This window comes from Ureibacillus thermophilus, from assembly GCF_004331915.1.
GTDB lineage: Bacteria > Bacillota > Bacilli > Bacillales_A > Planococcaceae > Ureibacillus > Ureibacillus thermophilus.
In genome coordinates this window covers 1,839,464-1,866,461 of record NZ_CP036528.1, presented here as the reverse complement: position 1 = coordinate 1,866,461, position 26,998 = coordinate 1,839,464, and the positions used below count along the sequence as shown (strand labels likewise).

Annotated in this window: 25 protein-coding genes and 1 riboswitch; of the genes, 12 read left to right on the top strand and 13 right to left on the bottom strand. The window is 37.1% G+C overall.

Annotated elements, in window-relative coordinates:
- Position 1 precedes the first annotated feature (1 nt).
- The 6 genes from DKZ56_RS09220 (at position 2) to DKZ56_RS09195 (ending at position 7,174) form a co-directional block, all read left to right on the top strand.
- Entirely contained in the window at positions 2 to 1,369 is a 1,368-nt protein-coding gene (locus tag DKZ56_RS09220) for a methyl-accepting chemotaxis protein (protein WP_208649721.1), read from the top strand.
- Positions 1,370 to 1,525: 156 nt separating this feature from the next.
- Complete coding sequence (locus DKZ56_RS09215; protein WP_208649720.1) at positions 1,526 to 2,182, top strand: 2OG-Fe(II) oxygenase; 657 nt, start codon at positions 1,526 to 1,528, stop codon at positions 2,180 to 2,182.
- Positions 2,183 to 2,417: 235 nt separating this feature from the next.
- Positions 2,418 to 4,022, top strand: coding sequence for an ABC-F family ATP-binding cassette domain-containing protein (locus DKZ56_RS09210; RefSeq protein WP_208649719.1), 1,605 nt, complete (start codon positions 2,418 to 2,420; stop codon positions 4,020 to 4,022).
- 207 nt (positions 4,023 to 4,229) lie between these two features.
- Positions 4,230 to 4,877, top strand: coding sequence for a hypothetical protein (locus DKZ56_RS09205; RefSeq protein ID WP_208649718.1), 648 nt, complete (start codon positions 4,230 to 4,232; stop codon positions 4,875 to 4,877).
- A 187-nt stretch (positions 4,878 to 5,064) separates the two neighbouring features.
- Complete coding sequence (locus tag DKZ56_RS09200; RefSeq protein WP_208649717.1) at positions 5,065 to 6,387, top strand: GntP family permease; 1,323 nt, start codon at positions 5,065 to 5,067, stop codon at positions 6,385 to 6,387.
- A 22-nt stretch (positions 6,388 to 6,409) separates the two neighbouring features.
- Positions 6,410 to 7,174, top strand: coding sequence for a 3-hydroxybutyrate dehydrogenase (locus DKZ56_RS09195; RefSeq protein WP_208649716.1), 765 nt, complete (start codon positions 6,410 to 6,412; stop codon positions 7,172 to 7,174).
- A 96-nt stretch (positions 7,175 to 7,270) separates the two neighbouring features.
- Here DKZ56_RS09195 and DKZ56_RS09190 read toward each other — a convergent pair whose 3' ends face one another.
- Together DKZ56_RS09190 and DKZ56_RS09185 are read right to left on the bottom strand one after the other, a co-directional pair.
- Complete coding sequence (locus tag DKZ56_RS09190; protein WP_208649715.1) at positions 7,271 to 7,471, bottom strand: cold-shock protein; 201 nt, start codon at positions 7,469 to 7,471, stop codon at positions 7,271 to 7,273.
- Positions 7,472 to 7,715: 244 nt separating this feature from the next.
- Positions 7,716 to 8,012, bottom strand: coding sequence for a DUF1033 family protein (locus DKZ56_RS09185; RefSeq protein WP_208649714.1), 297 nt, complete (start codon positions 8,010 to 8,012; stop codon positions 7,716 to 7,718).
- Between the two features lie 84 nt (positions 8,013 to 8,096).
- Between DKZ56_RS09185 and DKZ56_RS09180 the strand changes: the two genes are divergently transcribed.
- The 4 genes from DKZ56_RS09180 to DKZ56_RS09165 all read left to right on the top strand — a co-directional run bounded on the left by DKZ56_RS09180 (position 8,097) and on the right by DKZ56_RS09165 (position 12,038).
- Complete coding sequence (locus DKZ56_RS09180; protein WP_208649713.1) at positions 8,097 to 9,818, top strand: globin-coupled sensor protein; 1,722 nt, start codon at positions 8,097 to 8,099, stop codon at positions 9,816 to 9,818.
- Positions 9,819 to 9,841: 23 nt separating this feature from the next.
- Positions 9,842 to 10,126, top strand: a complete 285-nt coding sequence (locus DKZ56_RS09175; RefSeq protein WP_208649712.1) for an acylphosphatase — start codon at positions 9,842 to 9,844, stop codon at positions 10,124 to 10,126.
- A gap of 206 nt (positions 10,127 to 10,332) precedes the next feature.
- A complete protein-coding gene (locus tag DKZ56_RS09170; protein ID WP_208649711.1) occupies positions 10,333 to 10,983 on the top strand; it encodes a 5-bromo-4-chloroindolyl phosphate hydrolysis family protein in 651 nt (216 codons plus the stop codon).
- Entirely contained in the window at positions 10,980 to 12,038 is a 1,059-nt protein-coding gene (locus DKZ56_RS09165; protein ID WP_208649710.1) for a toxic anion resistance protein, read from the top strand. Before DKZ56_RS09170 ends, DKZ56_RS09165 begins: the two co-directional genes overlap by 4 nt.
- A gap of 249 nt (positions 12,039 to 12,287) precedes the next feature.
- Here DKZ56_RS09165 and DKZ56_RS09160 read toward each other — a convergent pair whose 3' ends face one another.
- Entirely contained in the window at positions 12,288 to 12,485 is a 198-nt protein-coding gene (locus DKZ56_RS09160) for a DUF6501 family protein (RefSeq protein ID WP_208649709.1), read from the bottom strand.
- A 291-nt stretch (positions 12,486 to 12,776) separates the two neighbouring features.
- Between DKZ56_RS09160 and DKZ56_RS09155 the strand changes: the two genes are divergently transcribed.
- Positions 12,777 to 13,535: an alpha/beta fold hydrolase gene (locus tag DKZ56_RS09155; RefSeq protein WP_208649708.1), complete on the top strand. Its 759-nt coding sequence runs from the start codon at positions 12,777 to 12,779 to the stop codon at positions 13,533 to 13,535.
- 38 nt (positions 13,536 to 13,573) lie between these two features.
- On the opposite strand, the gene DKZ56_RS09150 is transcribed toward DKZ56_RS09155, so the two are convergent.
- The 6 genes from DKZ56_RS09150 to DKZ56_RS09125 all read right to left on the bottom strand — a co-directional run bounded on the left by DKZ56_RS09150 (position 13,574) and on the right by DKZ56_RS09125 (position 21,079).
- On the bottom strand, positions 13,574 to 14,311 hold the full coding sequence (locus DKZ56_RS09150) for an amino acid ABC transporter ATP-binding protein (protein ID WP_208649707.1): 738 nt from the start codon (positions 14,309 to 14,311) through the stop codon (positions 13,574 to 13,576).
- Between the two features lie 3 nt (positions 14,312 to 14,314).
- Positions 14,315 to 15,061, bottom strand: a complete 747-nt coding sequence (locus tag DKZ56_RS09145; RefSeq protein WP_208649706.1) for an amino acid ABC transporter permease — start codon at positions 15,059 to 15,061, stop codon at positions 14,315 to 14,317.
- A gap of 118 nt (positions 15,062 to 15,179) precedes the next feature.
- On the bottom strand, positions 15,180 to 16,037 hold the full coding sequence (locus tag DKZ56_RS09140) for a transporter substrate-binding domain-containing protein (RefSeq protein WP_208649705.1): 858 nt from the start codon (positions 16,035 to 16,037) through the stop codon (positions 15,180 to 15,182).
- 109 nt (positions 16,038 to 16,146) lie between these two features.
- A riboswitch (Lysine riboswitch) is annotated at positions 16,147 to 16,324 on the bottom strand.
- A 132-nt stretch (positions 16,325 to 16,456) separates the two neighbouring features.
- Entirely contained in the window at positions 16,457 to 17,704 is a 1,248-nt protein-coding gene (odhB, locus tag DKZ56_RS09135; RefSeq protein WP_208649704.1) for a 2-oxoglutarate dehydrogenase complex dihydrolipoyllysine-residue succinyltransferase, read from the bottom strand.
- Between the two features lie 63 nt (positions 17,705 to 17,767).
- On the bottom strand, positions 17,768 to 20,581 hold the full coding sequence (locus DKZ56_RS09130) for a 2-oxoglutarate dehydrogenase E1 component (RefSeq protein ID WP_208649703.1): 2,814 nt from the start codon (positions 20,579 to 20,581) through the stop codon (positions 17,768 to 17,770).
- A 207-nt stretch (positions 20,582 to 20,788) separates the two neighbouring features.
- Complete coding sequence (locus DKZ56_RS09125; RefSeq protein ID WP_208649702.1) at positions 20,789 to 21,079, bottom strand: hypothetical protein; 291 nt, start codon at positions 21,077 to 21,079, stop codon at positions 20,789 to 20,791.
- Between the two features lie 671 nt (positions 21,080 to 21,750).
- On the opposite strand from DKZ56_RS09125, the gene DKZ56_RS09120 reads away from it, so the two are divergent.
- Positions 21,751 to 22,299 carry a GNAT family N-acetyltransferase gene (locus DKZ56_RS09120; protein WP_208649701.1) on the top strand — a complete coding sequence of 183 codons (549 nt, stop codon included), beginning with the start codon at positions 21,751 to 21,753 and terminating at the stop codon, positions 22,297 to 22,299.
- A gap of 48 nt (positions 22,300 to 22,347) precedes the next feature.
- Here DKZ56_RS09120 and DKZ56_RS09115 read toward each other — a convergent pair whose 3' ends face one another.
- The 4 genes from DKZ56_RS09115 to deoD all read right to left on the bottom strand — a co-directional run bounded on the left by DKZ56_RS09115 (position 22,348) and on the right by deoD (position 26,958).
- Positions 22,348 to 23,424 (bottom strand): undecaprenyldiphospho-muramoylpentapeptide beta-N-acetylglucosaminyltransferase, encoded by a 1,077-nt coding sequence (locus DKZ56_RS09115; protein ID WP_208649700.1) that lies wholly within the window; start codon positions 23,422 to 23,424, stop codon positions 22,348 to 22,350.
- A gap of 228 nt (positions 23,425 to 23,652) precedes the next feature.
- Complete coding sequence (locus DKZ56_RS09110; RefSeq protein WP_208649699.1) at positions 23,653 to 24,549, bottom strand: CobW family GTP-binding protein; 897 nt, start codon at positions 24,547 to 24,549, stop codon at positions 23,653 to 23,655.
- A 69-nt stretch (positions 24,550 to 24,618) separates the two neighbouring features.
- Positions 24,619 to 26,088 (bottom strand): lmo1851 family serine protease, encoded by a 1,470-nt coding sequence (locus DKZ56_RS09105; RefSeq protein ID WP_208649698.1) that lies wholly within the window; start codon positions 26,086 to 26,088, stop codon positions 24,619 to 24,621.
- A gap of 165 nt (positions 26,089 to 26,253) precedes the next feature.
- Positions 26,254 to 26,958, bottom strand: coding sequence for a purine-nucleoside phosphorylase (gene deoD, locus DKZ56_RS09100; RefSeq protein WP_208649697.1), 705 nt, complete (start codon positions 26,956 to 26,958; stop codon positions 26,254 to 26,256).
- Positions 26,959 to 26,998 lie beyond the last annotated feature (40 nt).

Genomic DNA, 26,998 nt, shown 5'->3' with positions numbered 1-26,998 from the left:
TATGTTATTTACAAAAAAGAAACCGGAAGTGACTGAAACGAAAGAAACAAGCACTTCTTCACTTATTGGCGGACAAATTCAAGTAGCTGTAGACCAATTAAAAGGCGTTGTGGAGCAAATGAATATAACTTCCCTGTCTCTTGAGGAAATTTCCAAATCCACAGCCGCAAAAACCTCTCGCCTATTTTCCCACAGTGAACAAACCATGAATTTCTCTCAGCGGGCATCAGAAAAAATGAAGAAGATCGAAGCTTCTGCTCTTCATATATCCTCTTTTTCTCAAGAAATTTTATCAAATAGCCAAACTTCATATGATGAATTGCAAAACTCCTTTGAATCCTTTCAATTGTTGCAAAAGAAATTTGAAGCCCTGAGCCAAAGCCACAATCTATTGCTTGAACAAATGCAGCAATTAGTCGAATACTCCAACAAAATCCAAGACATTGTTTTCACTATTGGGGCGATTTCACAAAAAACGAAAATCCTAGCGCTTAATGCCTCCATTGAAGCTGCAAGAGCCGGTGAACGTGGAAAAGGATTTTCAGTAGTTGCAAAAGAAGTTGGAAATTTGGCTAATCAAACATCCAAAGCTGTGGAAGAAACAAGAGAAACCATTCAAATCATTCAAACAGAAATCAAATCGACAGCGGAGAAAGTAAAAACGGAAACAGTTCAAGTGCACGAAGGTTCCAATGAAATGAACAAAATTTTAATCGCTTTACAGTCCTTCAAAGAAAAGCTGAACATCATTACAAAAATGGTTCAAGAGTCTTCAGAATCAGTTGACGAACAAAGAGATAATGTAGTCGATATTTCCAATCTTCTTCAAGAAATTGCCCAAATGGCGATTGAAAATAAAGAATACGTCGACCAAGTAACAAAAGATTTAAAAGCTCAACATAAAAATATTGAAGATATTCGTTCTATTAATCAGTCGCTAACAAAAACTTCAGCCGAACTGCAAACATTAGTGCATCAAAACAGCCAAAGCATCCAATATGATGAAACACTATTGAACCAAATGAAAACAATGCTTTCCGCAAAAGTCCAACTAAAAGAACTATTAAATCTGGAGGAAAAAGTTCATAAACAAATACTTGATGAAATTTTATATTCTAATCCTCAGCTGGAAACGATATGGACGAATCGGGACGATGGAACATTTATCTACTCCAATCCGCCTGCTGGGCTTGTCAACGCAAAAATGCGCCCTTGGTTTATAGAAGCGATGTCCGGCAAAGAGTATGTATCAGAACCATACATTTCTGCTGTTACAAAAAAGTATTGCATTACCCTTTCCTTCCCCATTATGAATGAAGGAGAAGTAATCGGCGTATTAGGAGCCGATGTGTCGCTGAAACACAATTAAATAAAAGAGAATAATGCTCATTCCTAGCTAATATCGTACTTTAAGCAACTATTTTTCACATTAGTAGTGCTTAATCTAAAAATTTATTGTAAAATTTAGATGTAAATATAAATTCCTTTTTATTCCTTTTAATCCCATTAAATGGAGGAATGAGCATTGACGACATTTATAGCTGATACTCTTTCAAAGGAACAAAATCTCTTCAACTTCACTGGAAATAAAATCAAAACTGAGGACAAGAAAATTGATGTACTTGTTAAGTATGAACAGCCTCTAGTTGTTGTGTTGGATTCTGTATTAGATGCAGAAGAATGCGACCGGCTGATTGAATTGTCTAAAAATCGCCTCGAACGTTCGAAAATCAGCGCTGATAAAATCGTCAGCGATATTCGAACAAGCAGTGGAGCTTTTCTAACAGATGTGAATGACGAAATCATAAAAAGGGTTGAAAAAAGAGTGGCTTCAATTGTCGGCATCCCGGTTGAACATGCAGAAGGTTTGCATGTCATCAACTATAAACCAGGCCAAGAATACAAAGAGCATTTCGATTATTTTGCAGAAACGAGCCGAGCAGCGAGCAATAACCGAATTTGCACTTTTGTTTTATATTTAAGTGATGTAGAAGACGGCGGTGAAACGTATTTTCCGAAACTTGGCCTTAAAGTGTTTCCGAAAAAAGGAATGGCTGTTTACTTTGAATACTTCTACAATGACCAAATGCTAAATGAACTGACATTACATGGCGGTGCTCCGGTTGTTACAGGCGAAAAATGGATTGCAACGCTATGGTTTAGAAGAAAAAAACTTATTTAATTGACATACAGCCGCAGATAATTGCGACGAGGAGGCGCGTTTAATGGAGCAAATTTTTTAAGAGAATATTACTTACTAATAAGAAGTAAGGCTGTTTCCGAAAGTGTTCGACTTTCTGGACAGCCACTTTTATTTTATTCTTTCAACCATTTATAGCTTTTCTCCTCACTTCTTGATATAATTGGAGCATTATGTGTAAAAGTACATTGAAGTAGTAATAAAAGGAGGAACTTACATGATTCAAGTAAGCAATGTAGGTCTTCGTTATGGCGATCGAAAATTATTTGAAGATGTTCATATCAAGTTTACACCTGGAAATTGTTATGGTCTCATCGGAGCAAACGGAGCGGGAAAATCCACGTTCCTTAAAATATTATCAGGAGAAATTGAACCGCAGGAAGGTCAAGTGATTGTTGGAAAAGACCAACGCATTGCCGTATTAAAACAAAACCATTTCGAATATGACGAATATACGGTGTTAGAGACGGTCATTATGGGCCATAAACGCCTTTATGATGTGATGAAAGAAAAAGATGCCATCTATATGAAAGAAGATTTTACCGATGAAGATGGCATGCGTGCAGCAGAATTGGAAGCAGAATTTGCGGAATTGAACGGTTGGGAGGCAGAATCTGAAGCTGCCACTCTATTACATGGTCTTGGAATCACAGATGATAAACACTATATGAAAATGGCGGATTTGGAAGGATCCGATAAAGTAAAAGTATTGCTTGCCCAAGCTCTATTTGGAAAGCCAGACATCCTGCTTTTAGACGAGCCGACAAACCACTTGGATTTAAAAGCGATTCGCTGGCTGGAAGAGTTTTTAATCAATTTTGAAAATACGGTCATCGTTGTATCCCACGACCGTCATTTTTTAAATAAAGTATGTACCCATATTGCCGATTTGGACTATGGAAAAATTCAAATTTACGTTGGAAACTATGATTTCTGGTATGAATCTTCCCAGCTTGCATTAAAAATGGCTCAGGAACAAAACAAGAAAAAAGAAGAAAAAATTAAAGAATTGCAAGAATTTATTGCTCGTTTCTCAGCGAATGCATCAAAATCGAAGCAGGCAACAAGCCGCAAAAAAATGCTGGAAAAAATCCAATTGGAAGATATTAAACCTTCCAGCCGAAAATATCCATACATTAACTTCAAAATGAACCGGGAAATCGGCAATGACTGCTTATCTGTAGATGGATTAACAGCTATACAAGATGATAATGTTCTATTAAAAGATATCCGATTCATAATGAACCGGGATGATAAAATTGTGCTCCTTGGCAACCCATTAGCAAAATCCGCTTTGCTTGACATCTTGATGGAAGAACGCCAAGCAGATGGAGGCACGTTTAAATGGGGCGTCACGACTTCAAGAGCCTACTTCCCTATGGACAACTCCAAATACTTTGAGGGCGAAGAAAAAACCCTTGTTGATTGGCTCCGTCAATTTTCACCAGAAGACCAAACAGAAACCTTTTTGCGCGGTTTCTTAGGCCGTATGCTATTTTCTGGCGAAGAAGTAAAAAAATCCCCTTCTGTTTTATCCGGAGGCGAAAAAGTTCGATGCATGCTGGCCAAAATGATGCTTTCTGGCGCAAACGTACTGCTTCTTGATGAACCGACAAACCATTTGGACTTGGAATCGATTCAAGCGTTGAACAACGGTTTAATCGCTTTTAAAGGGGCTATGATTTTCACATCCCATGACCACCAATTCATTCAAACCATTGCCAACCGCGTGATTGAAATTCAAGAAGATGGTTCGATTATCGATAAACAATGCACGTACGATGAATTTTTAGAATGGAAAGAAGCACAAGGACTTTTATAATAAATTGAATTGTTGGATTACCGGCCGCTTAAAAAGTTATAGCTTTTTAACGGCCTTTTTTGTAAATATTATATTCCCCTGCTTTTGAATCGTTGACTCCAATATTATCACTTTAAGTTTACATAATAATATTATTTGAAAATAAATGTAAGCCCTTCTTTCACCTAATAGAATGATTAGTAATAATATCGAAAGGAGATGAACTCGATGCGGGCATTTTCCTCAATTCTCTGCCTTCTTGTTCTATTATTTGGCTGTCAATCAAAGGAACAAGGAAATATGCCAGATAAAGGGAAGGAAGAAACAATAACAGAAGAAGCGGGAAAACAAAATGAAGTGGATTTAAAAAATTTTTTCAAGCCAGATAATACAGTTGCAAATTTTTTAGGCGATGGAAACGAATTTGCTTCTTATACGGAGAAAACCAATTGGTTAAATGAACAATTTGTGGGAACGATTGTTGATAATGGCGGTGTTTCATTAATGACCATTTACAAAATCACAGAGGATGCAATCGAAATTATTTTCAAAGAACCGATAGATTTCGACACACCCTTTCCAACAATAGAAGAGCTTGAACACCTTCAACCTGTCGAAACCTATCTGGCAACACCGATTCAAAAAGGTACGTCTTTTGGTAAATGGAAAATTGTAGAAACGAATACAACTGTTGAAACCCCTTATAAAACTTTTAAAAAGGCCATTGTTCTTGAAGAAAAGGGAGAAAATTATGTGAATCGAAAATATTTTGTTGAAGGTCTTGGAGAAATCAAGACGGAATCAATCATGGACACCAATCAAGGGGAAACCTATACAGTTACTTCTGCATTACAATCCATCACAACTATAGAATAATTATCCTCTTCTCTTTCCAACCAATCAGAAAAGAACTACTGGTGCCATTTCCCCATTAGACTTTTTGCTAATTTATATGAAATGAAGTACTGAAAAGAATAAATTCATTTACATCCACATAGAAATCTAATACAAATCTTTGAAATACAATAGAAATCTCTTATTCAGTATCAAAGGGGGGAACTATTTGGTTATTGGGTTTATTGGATTGTTGGGAAGCTTAGCTTTAATGATTTATTTAACAATGAGAGGCGTCAACTTGCTCATTGCAGCCCCTTTTGCGGCCTTCATTGCGGCTATCTTTAGCGGGATAACCATTTTTCCGCAATTAGCATCTGAAGGTTCACCTGATTTTATTACAAGCTATATGGGCGGCTTTACAGGATTAATTGGTTCCTGGTGGTTGATGTTTTTAGCGGGGGCAATTTTCGGAAAAGTGATGGAAGATAGCGGTGCTGCCGATAGTGTATCCAAATGGATTATCGAAAAAATCGGTGCGAAACATGCGATTCTTGCGGTCATTGTTGCCTGCGCTGTTTTAACATATGGAGGAGTTAGTTTATTTATCGTTGCCTTTTCAGTCTTCCCGATGGCATTAAGTTTATTTAAAGCAGCTAATCTTCCTAGACGATTTATTCCTGCCACTCTTGCCTTAGGTTCTGTTACCTTCACTATGACTTCAGCTGGTTCGCCGGAAATTCAAAACTGGATTCCTATTCAATATTTAGGAACGACACCTTATGCAGGTTGGGAAGTCAGTCTAATTGTTGCCATTTTTATGGCTGTAGCAGGCTACTTCTGGTTAAAGTGGATGATTCATCGGGCAATCGCTCGGGGAGAAACCTTTGTTGAAAAGTTATCCGATCAAATCGACCAAACAGTACATCGTCCGCTTCCAAGCCCTTTACTTAGTTTATTACCATTGGTAGTGGTATTAGGATTTTCATTTATTTTCCACGATTCTTTAGGAACATCTGCATTAATCATTGCTTTGCTCGGCGGAATCATTACGACTTATCTCATCAGTTTCAAATATATGCAAAATCGCGAAAAAGCAATTGCTGACGGTGCAATGGGTGCCATGATTGCTATTGCTAATACCGCGGCTGTTGTCGGATATGGCGGCGTAGTGAAGCAAACAGAAGCATTTTTAACTACCGTTGATTATATGACAAATATTCCGGGCAATCCGCTGATTGGCGGCGCCATTGCGGTTGCAGTATTAGCTGGTTTAACAGGTTCCTCATCTGGGGGACAATCCATCGCTTTACCTTTAATTGCACCCCATTATTTAGATATGGGCGTCCAACCAGAACAATTGCACCGTGTTGTAGCCATTGCTTCAGGTTCCTTGGATACGTTGCCACATAGCGGATATGTTGTCACAACCATTACTGCCATTGCAAAAGAAACCCACAAAGAGGCTTATCCAGCCATGGGAGCTTTGACCGTCATCATCCCATTGCTAGGAACCATACTCGCCATTATCTTATTCACACTCGGATTATAAAATCACTGCGGAGGTCTTATAGATGAAAGGGAAAACACTATTTATAACCGGAAGTGCTCAAGGGATTGGCTTTTCCATTGCTAAAGCTTTTCTTGAAGCGGGAGCAAATGTCGTTATTTCTGATATTCACCAAGAAAAACTGGATGAAGCTTTGAAAAAATTGCCCCATCATGCATCCAGCGTAGTTTGCGATGTGACAAGTGAAGAGCAAATCAAACGAGCCATTGATTTAACCGTGGAAAAATACGGATCTGTTGACATATTAATCAATAATGCAGGCATTCAGCATGTGGCATTCATTGAAGACTTTCCTACTGAAAAATTTGAATTGATGATTAAAATTATGCTGACGGCTCCATTTCTTACAATGAAATATACAATTCCACACATGAAGAAAAATGGCTTTGGCCGAATTATTAATATTGCATCGATCAACGGTTTGATTGGATTTGCTGGAAAATCAGCCTACAACGCCGCCAAACACGGTGTCATCGGCTTAACAAAAGTAGCAGCGCTCGAAACAGCATCCTACCCTATTACAGTAAATGCGCTCTGTCCTGGTTATGTAGATACGGAATTAGTGCGGGGGCAATTTGAAGATCTAGCCAAAACCCGTAATATTCCCGTTGAAAATGTGTTGGAAGAAGTGCTTTATCCTTTAGTGCCGCAAAAACGGCTGATTTCTCCCCAGGAAATTGCCTCCCTTGCCTTTTTCCTTGCAAGCGATGCGGCTAAAGGCATCACTGGGCAATCCATCGTTTTAGATGCTGGCTATACGGCGCAATAATATGAAAAAACAGTGGGATTTTTGTTCCTCACTGTTTTTTTCATAACAAAAAGAGGCCTCCCAAAGGAAGCCCCGTTTAATTAGCTTAGGTTCAAATTATAATTTAACTACGTTAGCAGCTTGTGGTCCGCGGTTACCTTCAACCACTTGAAATTCCACTTTTTGACCTTCTTCAAGAGTTTTGAAGCCTTCACCTTGAATAGCTGAGAAGTGTACGAATACGTCGTTTTCACCTACAACTTCGATGAATCCAAAACCTTTTTCTGAGTTAAACCATTTTACTGTACCTTGTTTCATTTAAAAAACCTCCAAAAAGATAAAAATATTTTACAATATGGAATTTTTTATTCCTAGAATAAAAAATTCACATATTACGAAGAGTACCGTAAAAACCACCGATCACTCTTTGTAATATGTGAATCTATGTTTCCGGCCTTACAATTCAATTGTATAATCATTATATACCATCATATTACAAAATGTCAAACGATTTTTTAAATATATTTTTAATCGTTGATAATTGGATCGGGAATGTCTTTATTCAATTTCCATTATACATTATTCCCAATTCCTGCACAATTAAACCATGAAAAATTTGTAAATCTTCATCACAGGCTTCACAAAAGCTTTTTTCATTATCAGACCAAAAGGCAAAATACTTCCCTTCCCTACTTTCCTCATGTTGATATTTTTCACGGAAGGATTTTAGCATTTTCTCCAGCGCCTCTTCCATTTGTTCTTTTGTATCATAAACATATTCAGAAACAATCTGTTTTTCCCAGTCTTCCAATTGCCACCACGGTTCAAAATCTGCTTTCATATAAATTATTTTATACATACTTAAAAAAACCCCAATCTTCTTATTTAGCTTATGTTAAAATATTGATGATAAGGAATTTATTATGGAAAGGTAGGTTTATAAATGATTTCAGTATTTAAACCAAGAGCCCATTTGGATGATTTATTGAAGCGCGGAACAGATATTGAAGCTTCCGGCCGCTTTTTAAAAACGCTTCAATATAATCATTTTACCAAAAATGATCAGGAAAATTTAAAAGAAATCTATAATAAAATAGAAAACTTTATACCGACTATGAGCAACATTTTCCATCATTATCTGGAAGAAATTTCGCCGATAGAGCAAAATCCATTTTCAAAGGATGACATCGATCAATATTTGCAGCGCTTTTTCCAATCTGAACGAAACAATGAATATGTCGAGAACACGATAGCATTTTTCCAGTTATTTCGAATACATAAATTTGAGACAGGTAAATTAATCGTATTATTTAATCAATTTGCTTTTTATATTAGCACCCACATTTTATATAACTTCGGTCTGAAACCTAAAAAAGCTTTTGAATATTTGCGCTCATTAAACGCTGCGATGAATGTGGACCAAGAACTGCTTGTCGAAGTGCTGACAGAGAGCATGATCGAAAATGTCATTACAGAAATTTCTTCGCTCATTGAAACAAACACTAAAATTATGTTTATGAAAGATTTAATACATAGCGTCGACCGACAAACGGTAGAAATTCAAAATTCTACATCAGCGACCGAAGAAATTTCAGCTTCCATCGGCGAGGTAGCCCGTTCTTCATCCGAAATTTCTGAAAAAACGACTCAATCTGTGAGCAATATCACCAACGGGAAAAATACCATTGAAAAAGCATTAAATGATATTTTCGAAACCGATGAAACGTTCCAAGAAATTGTGAAATCTTTCTATGATTTGCAAAATTATGTGAATGAAATTGAAAACATCGTAACGCTCATTAATGAAATTGCCGATCAAACGAATTTGCTTGCACTAAACGCATCCATTGAAGCAGCCCGTGCCGGCGAACACGGAAAAGGTTTCTCCGTCGTAGCCCAAGAAGTTCGCAAACTGGCAGAAGGAACAGTCAATGCTCTAAATAATGTAATCCAAAATGTGAACGCTTTAAAAGATTATTCCAATACTGTTTCCCTTTCCATCACGGAAGCTTCTCAAAAAATTAAGGAAGCTACAACAGAAGCAAAACAGTCACTGCCTTTATTAAACCAAATTGTCACGGCCATTGAAAGTATTCAGGATGATGTCGCCAATACGGCTGCTATTACAGAAGAGCAGGCTGCTGCGGTGGATGAAATTACGCAACGTATGACACAGATGAGCAATTTACAAGAACAAATTCATCAATTAAGTAAACAAACATCCGAAAGCGTCTATGAACTAAGTAAAGAAATGACTCGCTTCCGAAACGATGTGGTGGAAAACAATCCTGTTCAATTATCAAATACAGCACTTCTGCAATTGTCAAAAACCGACCATTTATTATGGAAATGGCGAGTTTACAACATGTTATTAGGAGTGGAAACATTATCTCCTGATGAAGTATCTTCTCATAAAGATTGCCGTTTAGGAAAATGGTATTATTCAGAAACAACCCAAGCACAGTTTAAAGATGTACAATCCTTTAAAGAGTTAGATCATTATCATGAACTTGTGCATATAGCAGCTAAAAATGCTGTCATTGAATTAACGAAAGGCAATACTCATAAAGCTGAATTCCATTTATCAGAAATCGAGAAAGCATCCGATAAAGTAATTTACTATTTAAACGATTTAATTCATATGTTAAAAACTTTACGAAAGTAATAATTCTAATATAGGTGGAATCGATGGCAAAAAGAGTGCGCATCCTTTGTAATGGTTACCTAAATAATGAAATTAGTCTCCGTTTTTTCATTAAACAAAAAGCGCAGACATTAGGATTGAAGGGATATTGCAGAATCAACGAAAACAACCTTCTTGAAATCGAAGTGGAAGGAAAAGAAATTTCAATTGATGAATTTGTTCGTTTTGTGCAAAAAGGAACAAGGGATGAAAAGGCATCTAATTTATTTTCCATTGAAATGTTTGACCATTTTAAAGGTTATGAGAAAATGGAAATTGATATTGTTTAAATGGCGGCGTCTGGAAAGCCAATTTGAGGCGCTATCTTTGAGGTTGTCTATATAAGAGAGGATGTCCTGAAAGTTTTATGCTTTTAGGACATCCTCATTTTCATATTTGAAAAGTATGATAAAAGTTGTATGATGAAATTAATCCGTTTTGAAACTTTTCCCCTCCACCATACGTAATTATACTAAGAACGCAAGGAGGTCAGTTTATGCTGGGGTTAACGAATTTTTTAGTGCGCCATTTATTAAATTTTTTATTTACCATCATTTCAGTCGTATTATTAGATTATTTTGATATAGTCGACGGATGGTTTTCAATTATTGCAGCCATATTGATATATATAATCAGCAATGTCAGCATCAAAAACGTTCAAAAATATAAAAAATCAAAAGCATTTGGCCTGACTCGCTCAGAATATTCTTTAATTGAATCGCAAATAAAGCAGGCTAGAAGTCATATCAATTCATTAACTCAACAATATATTCGGGTGCGTTCCATCCGATCCTTTAAATTGATTAATGAAATGACGAAATTATCAAGACGAATTGTGAATATCGTTCAAGCAAATCCGCAAAAATTTTACACCGTAGAAGAATTTTTTTATTCCCATCTTCCATCAGCAGTGCAACTTAGCAAAAATTATACAATGCTCGTGCAACAGCAAATCAAAGATAGAGATGTGAACCTCGCCCTAGAAGAAGCGCGGAAAGCCATGAAAAGCTTGCAAGACACAATGGAAGAGGATTTAAAAGCTGCTCTTAGTGCGGATATTGAGAATTTAAAGTTAGAGTTGGATTATGTCAAAATGGAAAGAGAAAAGAAACAGCAGCAAATTGAATTTCGGAGGGAAGACCAATGAACTTGAAAAAGAGCTCACAATCATCTTTAGAAGCCATTTCAAATAATGATGGGAGCTCTTTTTCTTTAAGGGATGCAAATATCTTCCCTACCCTCACGCAAGAAGAGCAGTCTAAAGCATTATATTTAGCAAGCCAATTGGATATTACTCGATATGAAACGATCCTTCGTTTTGGAGAAGAGGTTCAAAATTCTTTAAAACATTTTACCCATCAATTATTAACAGAAGTGCAAAGGAGCGATACGTCACCGATTCGTGAAATTTTATCCCAGTTGATTGAACAATTAGATTCCATTCATTTAGATGATTTTAAAGTCCAAGCAAAAGGCTTGTTCGGCAAATTATTTAAGCGGAAACAACCGATTCAACAACTGGTTTCCCAATATCATCGTTTAAGTGTGCAAATCGACCGTTTAACCGTTCATTTAAGGCGAGCGCAGAAAAATTTATTATCTGATAATGAACTGTTAAATAAAGTCTATGAAAAAAATGAAGAATTTTTTCAACACATTCATTTACATATCGCGGCCTTAGAAATGAAAAAACTGGATGTTTTAAAGGAAATCCAGCGATTAGAAAAAGGGGGCGACTTGAACAACCCGTTATTGGAACAGAAATTAGCCGATATGCGGAATGCAGTGGAATGGTTAGACCGGCGCATGTATGACTTGCAATTATCAAGGGAAATTTCGTTGCAAACAGCTCCTCAAATTCGGATGATTCAATCAACGAACGAAATGCTCATTGAAAAAATCCAATCTTCCGTTTTATCGACCATCCCGTTATGGCAATCACAAATTTCCATGCTCGTCAACCTCAATCGCCAACATCGGGCTAATGAAACTACGAAACGTCTGGCCAATGCTTCTGAAAAAATGGCTGAAACTATTAACAATGCCGAACATGCTGACTTGGAACAATTAAAAGAAACTCAATACCAACTCATTGAATCAATTGAAGAAACATTAAAAATCCAAAAAGATCAAAACGAAAAACAGCAAGTGTTTGAAAAAACCATTCATGCAATCGAAAAAAATAAAGAGGCTGGGACATAAACAAAAAATGAAAGGGGCAGTTGAAAGAGTTTTGATAAAAAATTGAACTAACGAAAAATTGATTGGAGTGACGGGGCGACTCCTGCGACGAGCCCTCTCGAGACCACGAGGAGCGAAGGAATGACTCAGAGGAGGGCCCGCGGAAAGCGTCCCCGGAACGGAAATCAATTTTAATAACATATCAAAAAAACATCATTTTCTCCTTGGAGAAAATGATGTTTTTTTAGATTTGTCCCAGCCTCGATTTTTTTATTCAAAATACTCTTTATAATATCCGCCCACTTTACCAGTGTTATCAATAATGAAAATAAATTCTTCTGTTTCATTTTTTACTTCATATTCTTTTCCAACCGTTAACACATTGGATACTAAATATTTTTTGGCATTTGTATTCACACATTTGACTTTACGGATGGTAGGTGCATCCTTCCATTTCAGATTTAGCATACTCATACCCTCTCTTTTCTTTAATCTATCGTCTATCATTATAACATCAAATTCTAGAGTTTATACATAAAAGATTTCAAATTTGTCCCAGCCTGAAGATACCGATTCTCCATTTTCCCCTAAAATTTGATAATGAGGACAGCTGTCTAACACACTTCTGTGTAATTTACATATAATAGGAATAAACCGATCTGCTTTTCCAAAATTATGTATAAAAATGGATTAGTGGAAAAAACTATAGCGTACACCATCCCTAAGCTATTTATAACTCTTTTCGAAAAGGTGATGACGATGCTAAACTACTTGGATGTCGGCAAAGGCGAGGAAATTGTCTTTATTCATGGATTGGGCAATCGCATCCAGGCTTGGGCTCCGCAGCTGGAACTGACAACGCGATATCGTCTCATTATGATTGAATTAAGGGGACATGGTTACTCTCCGGAAAAAGAAAATATTCAAGTGGAATACTTTGCAAAAGATATTATTGAAGTTTTGGATTATTTAAACATTGAAAAAGCGCATTTTGTCGGCCTTTCTCTCGGTGGTATTGTTGCATTAGAAATATGTAAGCGTTTTAAAAAACGTGTGAAATCGCTTATTTTATGTAATACTACTTATTATATACCAACATTGTTTGGAAATTTAACCCTTGAAAAAACAAAACGATTTTTGAAAAGAAATACGATCGACCAATTAAATGAACGTCTTATCAATAAATGTTTATACAATCCAAAAGAGAAAAAAGTGTATGAATTAGCGAAAGATGCCTTTTATATCCGGGAAGATACTTACTTTAGGTCCATTCAATCAGCTTTAGGAAGAAATTACTTTTATGATTTATTCTCCATTGACGTTCCAACACTGATCATCGGTTCTTTAGAAGATAAGGTAGTGCCGATTCAAAACGCCTATCTGATGCACTACATGATTAAATCTTCCAACTTGATTATTTTTGAAAATGCAGGACACTTATCAAATATTGAAAAACCTGAACTATTTAATTCAGCTATCTCCAGCCATATTCAGGAATATCAAAATAAAGTAAGTTAAAAAGGACCGTTTCCTGAAAATGAAAACGGTCCTTTTAATTATTTATTTAATGTACGTCTTAAAAACTCTCTTGTTCTTTCATGTTTTGGATTGACAAGCACTTGTTCAGGCGGTCCTTCCTCCACAATGACTCCTTTGTCCATAAAGACCACGCGATCGGAAACTTCCCTTGCAAATTCCATTTCATGAGTCACAATGAGCATTGTGTTCCCAGCATTGGCAAGATCCCGCATTACTTTCAACACTTCCCCTACCATTTCCGGGTCAAGGGCGGAAGTTGGTTCGTCAAACAACATCACTTCCGGATCCATGGCTAGCGCTCTTGCGATGGCTACCCGCTGTTTTTGTCCACCGGAAAGCTGGCGAGGTCTTGCATGTTTAAATTTGTCCATTCCAACAACGGTTAAATATTTCATGGCATTTTTTATAGCCTCTTCTTTTGAACGTTTCAGAACTTTGATTTGACCAATAGTACAGTTTCCTAGCACATCTAAGTTATTGAATAAATTAAACTGTTGAAACACCATACCCAAATGAGTGCGGTATTGTTTTCTGTCATGTTTTTCATCCAAAATATTTTGGCCATTAAAAATAATTTCCCCAGCTGTTGGAATTTCCAGCAAGTTGATGCATCGCAATAATGTGGATTTTCCTGAACCGGAAGAACCGATTAATGTCACCACTTCCCCTTTTTTTACTTGGAAGTTCACATCTTTTAATACTTCATGGTTGCCGAATCTTTTATTTAAATGCCGTATATCGATGACTATTGACATTCGCTACTCACCACCTAATTTTGGCTTGTTGCCTGTTACAAGCTCAACGCGATATGAATCTGAACCGTCCATTTTCTTTTCAAACCATAACAATATACGCGTTACAGTAAACGTCATAATAAAGTACAATACGCAGGCAATCAAGAAAGCTTCCGCATAACGATATGTACTTCCCGCAACTGAGTTTGTCGTAAAGAACAATTCCACAACACTGATAACACTTAATACAGAAGAGTCTTTAATATTCATAACAAGCTGGTTCCCAGTCGCAGGCAGAATATTGCGAGCTACTTGAGGAAGGATGATATAGAGCATTGTTTGAAAGTGGCTCATCCCAATGGCTTCACTGGCTTCAAATTGGCCTTTATCAATGGAGACAATACCACCGCGAACATATTCCGCCATATAAGCTCCCGTATTTAAACTAATGACGATTAAACCGGCAACGAAGCGGTTTAATTGAATATCAATGGCGTACAATCCGTAGAAAACAACCATAGCTTGTACCATCATTGGCGTTCCACGGAATAATTCCACATAACAAGTTAGTATAAAATTAATAATTTTTAATATAACAGTCTTAAAAGTTTTTTTTGGCATTGGAATGGTGTGCATAATCCCGATGAAAAAACCGATGATCGCTCCGAAAATGGTGCCGAGAATGGCAAGAATTAAAGCGATCCATGCACCACGTAAAAAGAGATCCCAGTTATTCAGGAAAATATTCCATACTGTTTCTAAGAAAGACATAAAGAAATCTCCTTGTTCATAGTTTAGTTTTGCTCATCATTGAAGTTTTAAGTAAAGGGTGGGAAATGGAAAAAGGTTGTCTTGTAAACTGAAAAACTCAAGACAACCTTTCACCACACTATTGTTGTGATGGTTGATTTTTAATAGCTTCTTCCATGATTTGTTGGCGTTCTTCTTCAGAAATTCCTGCCAAGATTTCATTTATTTTTTCTTTTAATTCAGAACCTTTTTTCAATCCTACCGCGATGGCCGTATCAGATTCATCTGCTTCAAAGCCGTCTTCTGGAACGATATAAGTGAATCCTTCAATAGCAGCTTCTGCAGACATTCCTTCTGGGCGTTCAGAGATGTAAGCATCAATAGCTCCAGAAGATAATTGAATACGCATCTGACCAAAGTCAGTAGCAGGTACTTGTTTTTGAACACCTGTCATTTGATCGATTACATTATAGTGAGTTGTCCCTTGTTGAGCAGTAACTTTTGCTCCTTTAAAATCGTGGATGGATTTTGCATTAGCATATGGACCATCTTTTTTCACAACGATAACAAAGTCGCTTGTATAGTAGTTATCCGTAAAATCAATGACTTCCATGCGTTCAGGTGTAGGAGACATACCAGCAATTACAAGGTCGATGGCTCCTGATTGAAGTGATGGAATCAATCCATCCCAATCTGTTTTCACAATTTCAAGTTTCATACCAAGTCCTTCGGCGATGCGTTTTGCAATTTGCACATCATAACCGTTTGCATATTCTTTCGAACCCGCAATTGGCACTGCACCGTTCGAATCATCTTTTTGAGACCAGTTAAATGGCGCATAAGCTGCTTCCATTCCTACGCGCAATACACCTTTAGAATCTGATGAAGTTTCTGAATCTTTTGAATCACCGCTGTTTGAATCATCGCTTGAGCCGCAAGCTGCAAGTACTAGAATGGTGATCATGGTTAATAGCAACGTCCAAAGTTTCTTTTTCATAAGCTTCCTCCTAATTCCGTCTGTTATTTCGTTTAGCAGCATTGCAAACAAAAAGCGACCTAAGAAGAACTTAAGGTCGCATCATTGTTAAACAAATACCCCTAGTTCCACTTTGGATAGCTCACCTTACATATTTACTATGTAAGACAGTGCTGCAGTTATTCACTGCAACCCCAGCATAGTTGTTTGAGCAGGCAACTATGCTTCGGCGGTATTTCCTACTTTCCCACCTCATCGCTCGCTCAGCTAAATGAGAACCTAATAAATACCGCACCTCTATCCCCACAAAGTGAGGCTAGTAATTATTTAATTGTTACAAAAAGAATACCGTAAATTATACTTAGTTGTCAATAATACATAGGCAATCATTAAATATACTCCCCAAGAAATTAGATGGGGAGTATATCTGTACTACGCTATTAAGAATTTAGAAGTAAATCTTCTGGATTCTCAATTAACTCTTTTACAGTTTTTAGGAATCCTACAGAATCTTTTCCATCGATGATGCGGTGGTCGTAAGAAAGTGCTACATACATCATCGGACGAATTTCAACTTGACCGTTCACAGCTACTGGTCGGTTCACAATAGAGTGCATACCAAGAATACCTGCTTGTGTACCGTTGATGATCGGTGTTGACATTAATGAACCAAAGACACCGCCGTTTGTAATAGTGAATGTTCCACCTTGCAAATCAGAAATAGCCAATTTTTTCTCACGTGCTTTTTGAGCAAGTTCTGCAATTTCTCTTTCAATTTCAGCGAAGTTTTTGCGATCTGCATCGCGTACTACAGGAACAACTAGGCCTTCTTCTGTAGAAACGGCAATACCGATATCATAGATATTGAACTTATGGATTTCATCGCCAACAATTTGAGCATTGACATATGGATATTTTTTCAATGCTGCAACAACGGCTTTTGTAAAGAATGACATGAAGCCAAGTTTAATGCCGTTTTCTTTTACAAATTGTTCTTGTTTGCGTTTGCGAAGTTCCATCACGTTTGTCATGTCGATTTCGTTAAATGTTGTAAGCATTGCTGTGCTTTGTTTTACTTCAAGCAAGCGTTTTGCAATTGTTTGACGGCGGCGGCTCATTCTTTCAACTGTTACGCGGGAATCGTCAACTGGTGCAACAGCTGGTGCTTTTGGTTGAGCAGGTTGCGCTGCTGGTTGAGCAGGTTGTGCCGCATGTGCCGCAACGTCTTGAACGCGAACACGGCCTTGTGGATCAACTGGTGAAATTGCTGCCAAGTCAATGCCTTTTTCACGAGCAAGTTTACGAGCCGCAGGGGAAGCTACAACGCGTCCGCTTGTTGTTTCTTCAACAACTGGTGCTGCTTGAGCAGGTTGTGCTGGAGCAGCTGGCTCTTCTTTCACAGCTTCTTTTGCTGGCTCTGCTTGTGGTGCTGGAGCAGGTTCTGCCCCTCCTTCTACTGGTTCCACAATTGCAATTGTTTGGCCAACAAGCACAGTGTCGCCTTCTTGAGCCAAAATTTGCGTTAACACGCCTGCTTCTTCAGAAATAATTTCTGCATTTACTTTATCTGTTTCTAATTCAACGATGAATTCGCCTTTTTCAACGCGATCTCCAACTTTTTTCACCCATTGTGCAATGGTACCTTCTGTAATCGATTCTGCTAATTCAGGGACTTTAATCTCAGCCACTTTAGGTTCCTCCTTTAATTCTCCACACAAATCTTATTTTTCTCTATTCTAGAATGTGTAAAATTATAAATCTGCTAAAGCTTCAGAAATTACTTTCGCTTGAGCTACTTTATGTGAATCAGTGTCGCCTTCAGAAGTAGAAGACATTTCTGGACGACCAACATAGCGAACTTTTTTGCCTTCAGCAAGTTCAAGTAAATATTCAAGTGCAAATCTCCATGGCCCTTGGTTTTTAGGCTCTTCTTGCACCCAAACGATTTCTTTTGCATTAGGGTAGCGAGCAATGATTTCTTTTAATTGAGCCATTGGGAATGGATATAATTGTTCAATGCGAATGATGTGAAGTTTGTCGAAACCTTCACCATCATTTACAGCTTCAGCCAAGTCGATTGTCACTTTGCCTGATGCTAAAATGATGCGTTCTACTTTTTCAGGATTTTGTCCAAGTCCTGGTTGTTCAATGACTTCTTCAAATTTGCCTTCAGATAACTGCTCTAAAGTTGCTGCTGCCAATGGATGGCGAAGCAATGATTTTGGTGTAGCCACCACTAATGGACGAACAGCTTCTGTTCCAAGCATTTTTGCTTGTCTGCGAAGTAAATGGAAGTAGTTTCCTGCATTTGAGCAGTTGGCAACAATCCAGTTGTTTTCAGCGCATAGTTGTAAATAGCGTTCAATGCGTGCTGAAGAGTGTTCTGGACCTTGGCCTTCCATACCATTTGGCAACAATAGAACAAGTCCTGATTTAATTCCCCATTTTGAACGAGCAGCTGAAATGAAGTTATCGAACATTACTTGAGCCATATTTGCGAAGTCCCCGAATTGGCCTTCCCAAATTGTTAAAGCTTTTTCATTTTCAAGATTGTAACCGTATTCGTAACCAACAATTGCCGCTTCTGTCAATGGAGAGTTATATACACTAAAGGATGCTTTAACACCAGAAATATTATGCAATGGTGTCCATTCAGAACCGTTGTTTTTATCATGAAGCACTAAATGGCGTTGAGAGAATGTACCACGTTGTGCATCTTGACCAGTAATGCGGATTGGATTTCCTTCGCGTAAAATGGATGCAAAGGCTAGTGTTTCCGCATGACCCCAATCAATTTTGCCTGTTTCCAACGCTTCTGTACGTCTTTTTAAAATTCTTGCCAATTTATTTTGAGGCTCGAAGTTTTCAGGCCATGCTAACAATTCTTCATTGATTTGTTTTAATTCATCTGCTGGAACGCTTGTTTCCACTACAGGATATGGCTGTTTCACCGCTTCAGGCATTTCAATTTCAAATGGTCCTTTTTCTTCACCGACTTTTTTCACGTAGTCGTAGCATTTTTGCATTTCAGCATAAATATCTTTATCTAACTGCTCTACATATTCTTTTGAAACGATTCCTTCATTTACTACACGTTCTCCATATAATGCGCGAACAGTTGGATGTTTATCCACTAGCAAGTAAGTAAGCGGATTCGTTACAGTTGGATCATCTGTTTCATTATGTCCATATCTGCGGTAACCGATTAAATCGATTAAAATGTCTTTTCCAAATGTTTGGCGATATTCAAAAGCAAATTTCGCTACTTGGATAACTGCTTCTGGATCATCAGCATTCACGTGAACAACAGGAATGCCATATCCTTTTGCCAAGTCAGATGAATAATGTGTTGAACGGGAATCGTAATATTCAGTGGTGAATCCAATCATGTTGTTTGAAATGATATGGATGGATCCGCCAGTTGTGAATCCTTTTGTTCCTGCCAAGTTAAAAGTTTCTTGTACAATTCCTTCACCGCTGAATGCAGCATCCCCGTGAACAATAACAGCTAATGCTTTTGAAGTATCTTGCACTGGTTCGCCGGAATTGGATGTCTCTTCTTGAGCGGCTCTAGTAGATCCCACAACAACAGGGCTTACTACTTCCAAGTGGGATGGGTTGTAAGCAAGTTTGACTGTTAAACCGGATGGCTTATAATAAGTTGCTCCCATGTGATATTTCACGTCGCCAGTCCAACCTTTTGAAATTTCGATTGAACCGTCTTTAGGGAAGAAATAATCGTTTGGCACATGGGCAAAATCCGCAAACATCATTTCATAAGGTTTTTTCACGATATGAGTCAACACATTTAAACGTCCGCGGTGCGCCATACCGATTTGCAATGATTTCATTTTATTTTGTTCTGCAGATTTTACAATTTCATCAATAAGAACTACAAGTGTATCTAATCCTTCAATAGAGAATCGTTTTTGTCCGACAAAAGTTTTATGAAGGAATTTTTCGAAGTTTTCTACACGTGTTAATTGTTCTAAAACTGCCTTTTTCTCGTCTGCAGATAATGTTGCTTTAAAGAAACCTGACTCAATTTTAGATTGAATCCAATTTCTTTCAGATTCATTTTCTATATGGGCATATTCGAAGCCGATTTTGTCTGTATAAAGCGAACGTAAATACTCTACCGCTTGTTTTCCATTGGAAACGTTTGCAGGAACATTATTATTAAAGAACAACGAAGCAGGTAGTTCAGCCAAATCAGCATCTGTTAATCCATAAGTTGTAGGCTCAATTTTTGTAGAATCTAATGGCCGATCTTTAAGTGGATATACATCCGCTGCATAGTGGCCAAAAGCGCGTATTGCATCAGCTAAACGAATAGCCGCCAATACTTTTTTTACGTCTCCTGTTTGAGCTGTTTGAGTTGTTTGAGCACTACTTGAAGCTTCTTCTAATACTGGAGCACCGTATTGTTGGAATAGCTCAACTAATTCTGCATCTACTTCTTCTGGGTTTTGCAGGAATAAATCATATTGTTCCATTAAATACCCTAAGTTTGGACCAGAAAACGCTGACCAAGGAGATCCAGCTGTAAAAACATTGTTTGACATGAGAAAAACCTCCAAATTTTGCTGAATAGCAATCCGTTTTAATTTTCAAATTCTTCTATTAATATTCATTTATATTAAGATTAAGAAGAACCATTTTTCCATATCAATCTTACTACTCTTCACAAAAAATACAACTATTTTTCACAAAATTAAATGAAAAATTTTAAAGGAAGAAAAAAATTTTTTTATCCATGTAATGGATAGGGGTTATGAAGCACCAAAAATTGTTAAATTAACAATTCTTAGTTGCCGATAAATCCAACCACCTCCAATAATTTTAGGTTTATTTGGGGATGAAGGAATATTCCTTAAAAGGCTAAAATTCAAATCAAAGCACATATCATTATTATTTGCAGTTAAAGAAATTTGAAAATGAAAAATTTTCTGTTTTGTTTTTTCTTGTTCATTATATGTACAGAAAATTAGGGAATCCATTTTCAAATTCATACTTTTGGAATCATTACTAATTGTAGCATTTGAAAATTCAACTTCAAGCAATTCAGCTTCTGTTTTATCATTTATTTTTCTTCCCTTTTAGATATCGATCATTTTGTGTAATTTTATAGATTGAATAAAGAAAATGCCCTTCCCTTTATGCTCTGAATGTACAATCCATCTTGTAAATTGTATTCTTAACGAAATGTCAACGATTTGAACAATTTTTGATTAAAATATTTTTAAAATAAAATTTTTTTAGGTTTAAACCTAATGAAAAATGGTTAATTAATAATTACACCCCAAACACTTTTTCATGAGGATTTTTGCTTTATTGCTACAGTTTAAGAACCGCTTAAATTGTGGCATTTTTTTATCCGTAAATTTTTTTTGGTAATAGCATATGTTATTTTTATGTCTCTTTTATTTTCGTAAAAAATGTCTAATATATTCGATAATAAGGCCAATTCTTTCCAACTGTATCCTATCTAAGTATATTAGTTGTGTAATTAATTATTTTTTTATAAAATTGTTTCATTACGTTCACAAACTGTACACAGGAAATACCGTATTTTTAAAAACAAATTCTTGTAGACTCGATTATATTTAGTATAAGATAAACTAGTCGACTGCCAATTGCTATATATTTATTATTTTTATTATTTTATTAGGAAAGTATTTTATTCTTTGTTGATTGGCATTTTTGAAGTTATCCTAAAAAAGGAGGCGTTTATATGCTAAAACCTCGCGACTTATTTGAAACGAATGAATTGTATCAGCTGCTGATCCATCCATCGGTTTTCCCGTATGTCCGCCACAAGGCAACAAGCCCAGAGGAATATTTATTTATGACAAAGCAGATTATCGAAGAAGAAGCTTTAGGGAAAACAATTTCAAGAACCATTCTTGATGAGTGGGGACAACCGATTGGCACGATCAGTTTATACGATATTCAAGACGGAGCAGGATTTTTAGGTACTTGGATCGGGGCTCCTTTTCAAGGAAAGGGATACAATCAAATAGCAAAAAGAGAATTTTTAAGCGAAATTTTTTTCAAATACAATTTCCATACAGTATTTCTAAGAATCCGAAAAGAAAATGAAAAATCAAAACGTGCCTCCTTGAAGTTGCAATATGTAATCAGCGCAAATGAATTACATCCAACTTTATATGAGGAAATCAATAGCGGAGAAGCAAAATATGATTTATATAAAATCCCAAAAGATTTGTTTTACTTGGTTACAGCCCATGAAAAAGAAAATGAAGAAGAACAGGTTATTTAATAAAAAGAAATAAACACCAAATCAATAAGAAGATTTGGTGTTTATTTCTTATTTTTCATACCGTAATATTAATTGGACCATTTCTTTTGGCGTTTTAGGACTTTCTGCTTTTGACATTGCATCCAGTATGGATTGTTTATGTTTTATTAAGCTTTGCAAAGATTCCATAAACGTTTCTTTCGTCAATTGTTCCTCTTCCAACACTTCCGCAAATCCTTGTTTTTTAAAGAGTGTCGCATTTAAAATTTGATCTCCTCTGCTCTTTGCAGAGGATAATGGAATAAGAAGCATAGGTTTTTTTAATGCCAAAAATTCAAAGATGGAGTTGGAACCTGCTCTTGATACAACAAAATCCGCTGCGCTGATTAAATCCGGCAATTCAGTCGTCACATATTCGAATTGTTTATATCCATTCAACTCTATTAAAGCTGAGTCCACATTTCCTTTTCCGCAAAGATGGATGACGTTGAAATCCTTCAATATTTCAGGCAGATTGCTGCGAATTGCATCATTTAATACTACGGAACCTAAACTGCCCCCCATCACAAGCAAAACGGGTTTTCTCGTTTCAAATCCGCAAAGCTTAAGCCCCCGCATTTTATTTCCTTTAAATAGTTGTTCACGAACGACAGAACCGGTGCATGTCGCCTTCTCTTTCGGCAAATAGTTTAAGGTTTCTTTGAAAACCGTAAAAATGTGCGATGCAAAAGGCTGGGCCAATTTATTGGCAAGTCCTGGCGTCACATCGGATTCATGAATGACAACCGGAATATTTGATAATTTCGCCGCAATAACAACAGGAACCGAAACGAAACCGCCTTTTGAAAAAACGATGGACGGTTTTACTTTTTTTATAATCGCAAATGCTTGGCCGATGCCTGCCAACACTTTAAATGGATCGGTAAAGTTTTTTAATGAAAAATATCTTCTTAATTTTCCGCTTGCTATTCCATGGTAGGGAATTTCAGGAAAGTTTTTCGAAATCAGCTCTTTTTCGATTCCATCATGGGAACCGATGTAATGAATGGAATAGCCCTCCTCTTCTAAAGCAGGGATAATCGCTTCGTTTAAAGATACATGCCCTGCCGTTCCCCCGCCAGTTAAAATAATGGTTTTTTTGTTCACAGTAATTCTCCTATTCTCATGAAACTGCATTCTTGATGTTTACATTATGCTATCATCACTGATTTTATCATATTGGGCTAAAGAAACAATGGGAAGTGGAAGAAGGAATTATTTATTAAAAATCTTTAACCATTTTCTGCTATGAATCAGTCATTCCAAAAAAATCACCCATCAAATGATGGATGATTTTGAATAAATTTTCGCCGGCATCCATTTTCATTACAAGTTTTACATTTCCCCAATGACAGGAATAGAGTCCACATTTTCCCCAATCATCACGATTTTTGGAGGCATTTTTATATATTCCGGCAGCCATTGCACTAATCCATAAGCATATTGAAACAACATCGGATGCTGCATCCCTTCAATCGGCACATATCCTTTCATCCGATATACCGTTGCCGGGAGTTCCCTTACCCACGCTTCAAATTCTTCCTGGGAAAAACTTCTTTTAAATTCAATGACTCTTGAACTTAGATGTAGGTGCTTGCCGATTTGAGCAGGTTCTATTGCTTGTTGGGCTTTTGTTGCTTGCAACCCCTTTAATAATTTTAAAGGCACTCGTCCATGGCTAGTTTGCAAAATAAAAGCATTTGGATTCACACCTTGCAGTTCAAACACCACTTTTGCCTGCTCCGCTTCCGTCAGTAAATCGCACTTATTGGCCAGTATGAGATGAGCATGGCGGATTTGCTCCAAAAAGAGGCTTCTAGCTTGGGGAGAAAGTTGATTCCTTTCCATCCATCGGCGGCTGTCTGCAACCGTTACAATTCCCTTGATGTTCAACTCATCTGCAAATAATGGGGAATATACGGCATCCAATGCTTCCACAGGATGGGCAGCTCCTGTTGTCTCAATAATCAATACATCAAAATCCGCTTCATACAGTAATGACTGAATTTGGGCTTCCGTCTTCTCCCCTCTAGTACAACAAATACAGCCATCTAAAATTTCTTTCAAAGGAATGTCTTCATCAACTGCTTGGGAGTCAAAAGGAATTTCCCCGAGTTCATTCATGATGACGGCAGGCTTCAGCCCCTCTTCTTTTAACTGCCGCAAAACATCTACTAGCATGGAAGTTTTGCCGCTTCCTAAAAATCCGCTAAATAAATAAACCTCTTTCATTGTCTTTCCTCCAATCAGAAGAAAGAGCTGCCATCCACAGATTGGAATGCAGCCCTTTCCATGCTACGATTATTGATTTTGCAATAATTCTTTTGCTTTTAATACATGCGGATCTTCTTTTTGAATTTTTTCACGCAATGCATCCATCAATGCATAAGTTGTGTCTCCAGAAACTTTGCCTGTTCGTTCAAGTCCTTTATCTTTTTGGAATTGAACTACCGCCGCTTCTGTAGAGGCATCATAAGTTTCGTCAATTGTACCTGCATTATATCCTAAAGCATCCAACATTTGCTCCACGGATTTTACATAATTAGATACTGTGCCTTTCTGCAATTCTGTTTTTGGATCCACATAAGCAATGCTTAAGTAATCCGGATATGGAATTTCCACATCTGGTTTAATCCCTTTCTCGTGAATCCAGTTGCCATTAGGTGTCAACCATTTGCCTGTTGTATATTTCAAATTGGAACCGTCTGGAAGCTGAGTAACCGTTTGAACAGTTCCTTTACCAAAGGAAGATAGGCCAACGATTGTTGCACCTGCAGATTCTTTTAGCGCACCTGCAAGAATTTCTGAAGCAGAGGCACTACCATTGTCGATTAATACAATGATTGGATAGTTATATTTTTTGCCATCTTCTGCAAAAACGATATCCGGTTCACCTTTGCGGCCTTGCAATTGAACAATCGGTTTTCCTTTATCAACAAATAAATTGGAAATATCGATGGCCGCATTCAAATAGCCTCCTGGATTTTGACGCACATCCAAGATAATGCTCTTCATGCCTTCTTTTTCATATTGCTCCAACACTTCTTTTAATTCTTCTGCTGTACTTTCGCTGAAAGATGTAATTTGAATATGGGCGATTTTGTCATCTCCCATTTCTCCATAAACCGTTTCTATCGGAATATCATCGCGAATAATCGTCATTTCAATTAACTCTTCAGAATCGCCTCGTTTAATCGTTAACGTTACAGGAGTTCCTTTTTTCCCGCGGATTAAAAGCACCGCTTCCGTCGCGCTCATGCCTTGCAAGCTTTTTCCATCAACCGAAACGATTATATCTTCAGGCAACAGTCCAGCCTTTTCCGCAGGGGAATTTTTTATAGGAGAAACAACAACGATATTGCCGTTCCGTTCTTGAATTTCCGCGCCAATCCCTTGAAAGCTGGATGAAAGATCCGAATTAAATTGTTCTGCTTCTTCCTTCTCCATATAATCGGAATATGGATCATCCAAAGCATCAAACATGCCATTGATAGCGCCATGGATAATTTTTTCATCATCAATTTCTGTATAATATTTTTCTTTCAGTTCATCATAGGCATCGTATAATTGGGAAAACTCTTCCCTTTCCTTAGGCACTTCCACTACTTTTTTATCGCCAAAGGTTAAGGCGAAAATTGTCAAACCCGATGTAAATAGAATCGTTAAAACCATGAGCATAATGAAATTAAAAGGTTTTAACCGAATATATCTTGCAGCAGGCTTGTTTTGTTCTGGCTGCTTCTCTTTCTCTTGCTGATTTTGTTCTTCCATAAATTTCACCACTCTCATATACACTTTCTTATGTGAATAATTTCATATTTCATATTAACAGTTTCAATCCATTCCGAAAAGGAAAAGACTGTCAACATTTTATGACAGTCGACATATTGTTTCTTAGAAACCTATATGACATTACATAATTTTAATTTAGTAAAATTATGCTTCTATCGCTGCCTCCAACGCCACGTGTATCATGTCATGAAAGGTTGTTTGTCTCTCTTCTGCAGTCGTTTGTTCTCCCGTTAAAATGTGGTCGGAAACGGTTAAAACGGAAAGAGCTTGTCTATTAAATTTACTAGCCAACGTATACAATGCCGCCGTTTCCATTTCCACTGCCAATACCCCATAGCGGGCGAGTTTGTCATATTGATGTTCATCTGAATAAAACATATCGGCTGTATAAACATTTCCAACTTTTAATTGTAATCCAGCTTTTTGCCCAGCTTGATAAGCCTTTAATAACAACTCAAAGTTGGCTGTTGGTGCATAATCGATACCGTTGAAAATAATTTCATTCATTTTCGAATCCGTAGAAGCTGATTGAGCTAAAATCACATCCCGCACTTTCACATCTTTTTGCAGTGCTCCACAAGTCCCGACGCGAATCAATTTTTTCACGCCATAATCTTGCATTAATTCCGTAATGTAAATAGAAATGGAAGGAACTCCCATACCTGTTCCTTGCACCGAAATTTTATGTCCTTTATAAGTTCCAGTAAATCCGAACATATTGCGTACTTCATTATAGCAAACAGCGTTCTCAAGGAAATTTTCTGCAATATATTTCGCCCGCAATGGATCTCCTGGCAGCAATACAATTTCTGCAATTTCACCTTGTTTTGCATTAATATGAATACTCAATGGCTTCCCCTCATTTCATTGGTTTCAAAGTAAAATATAC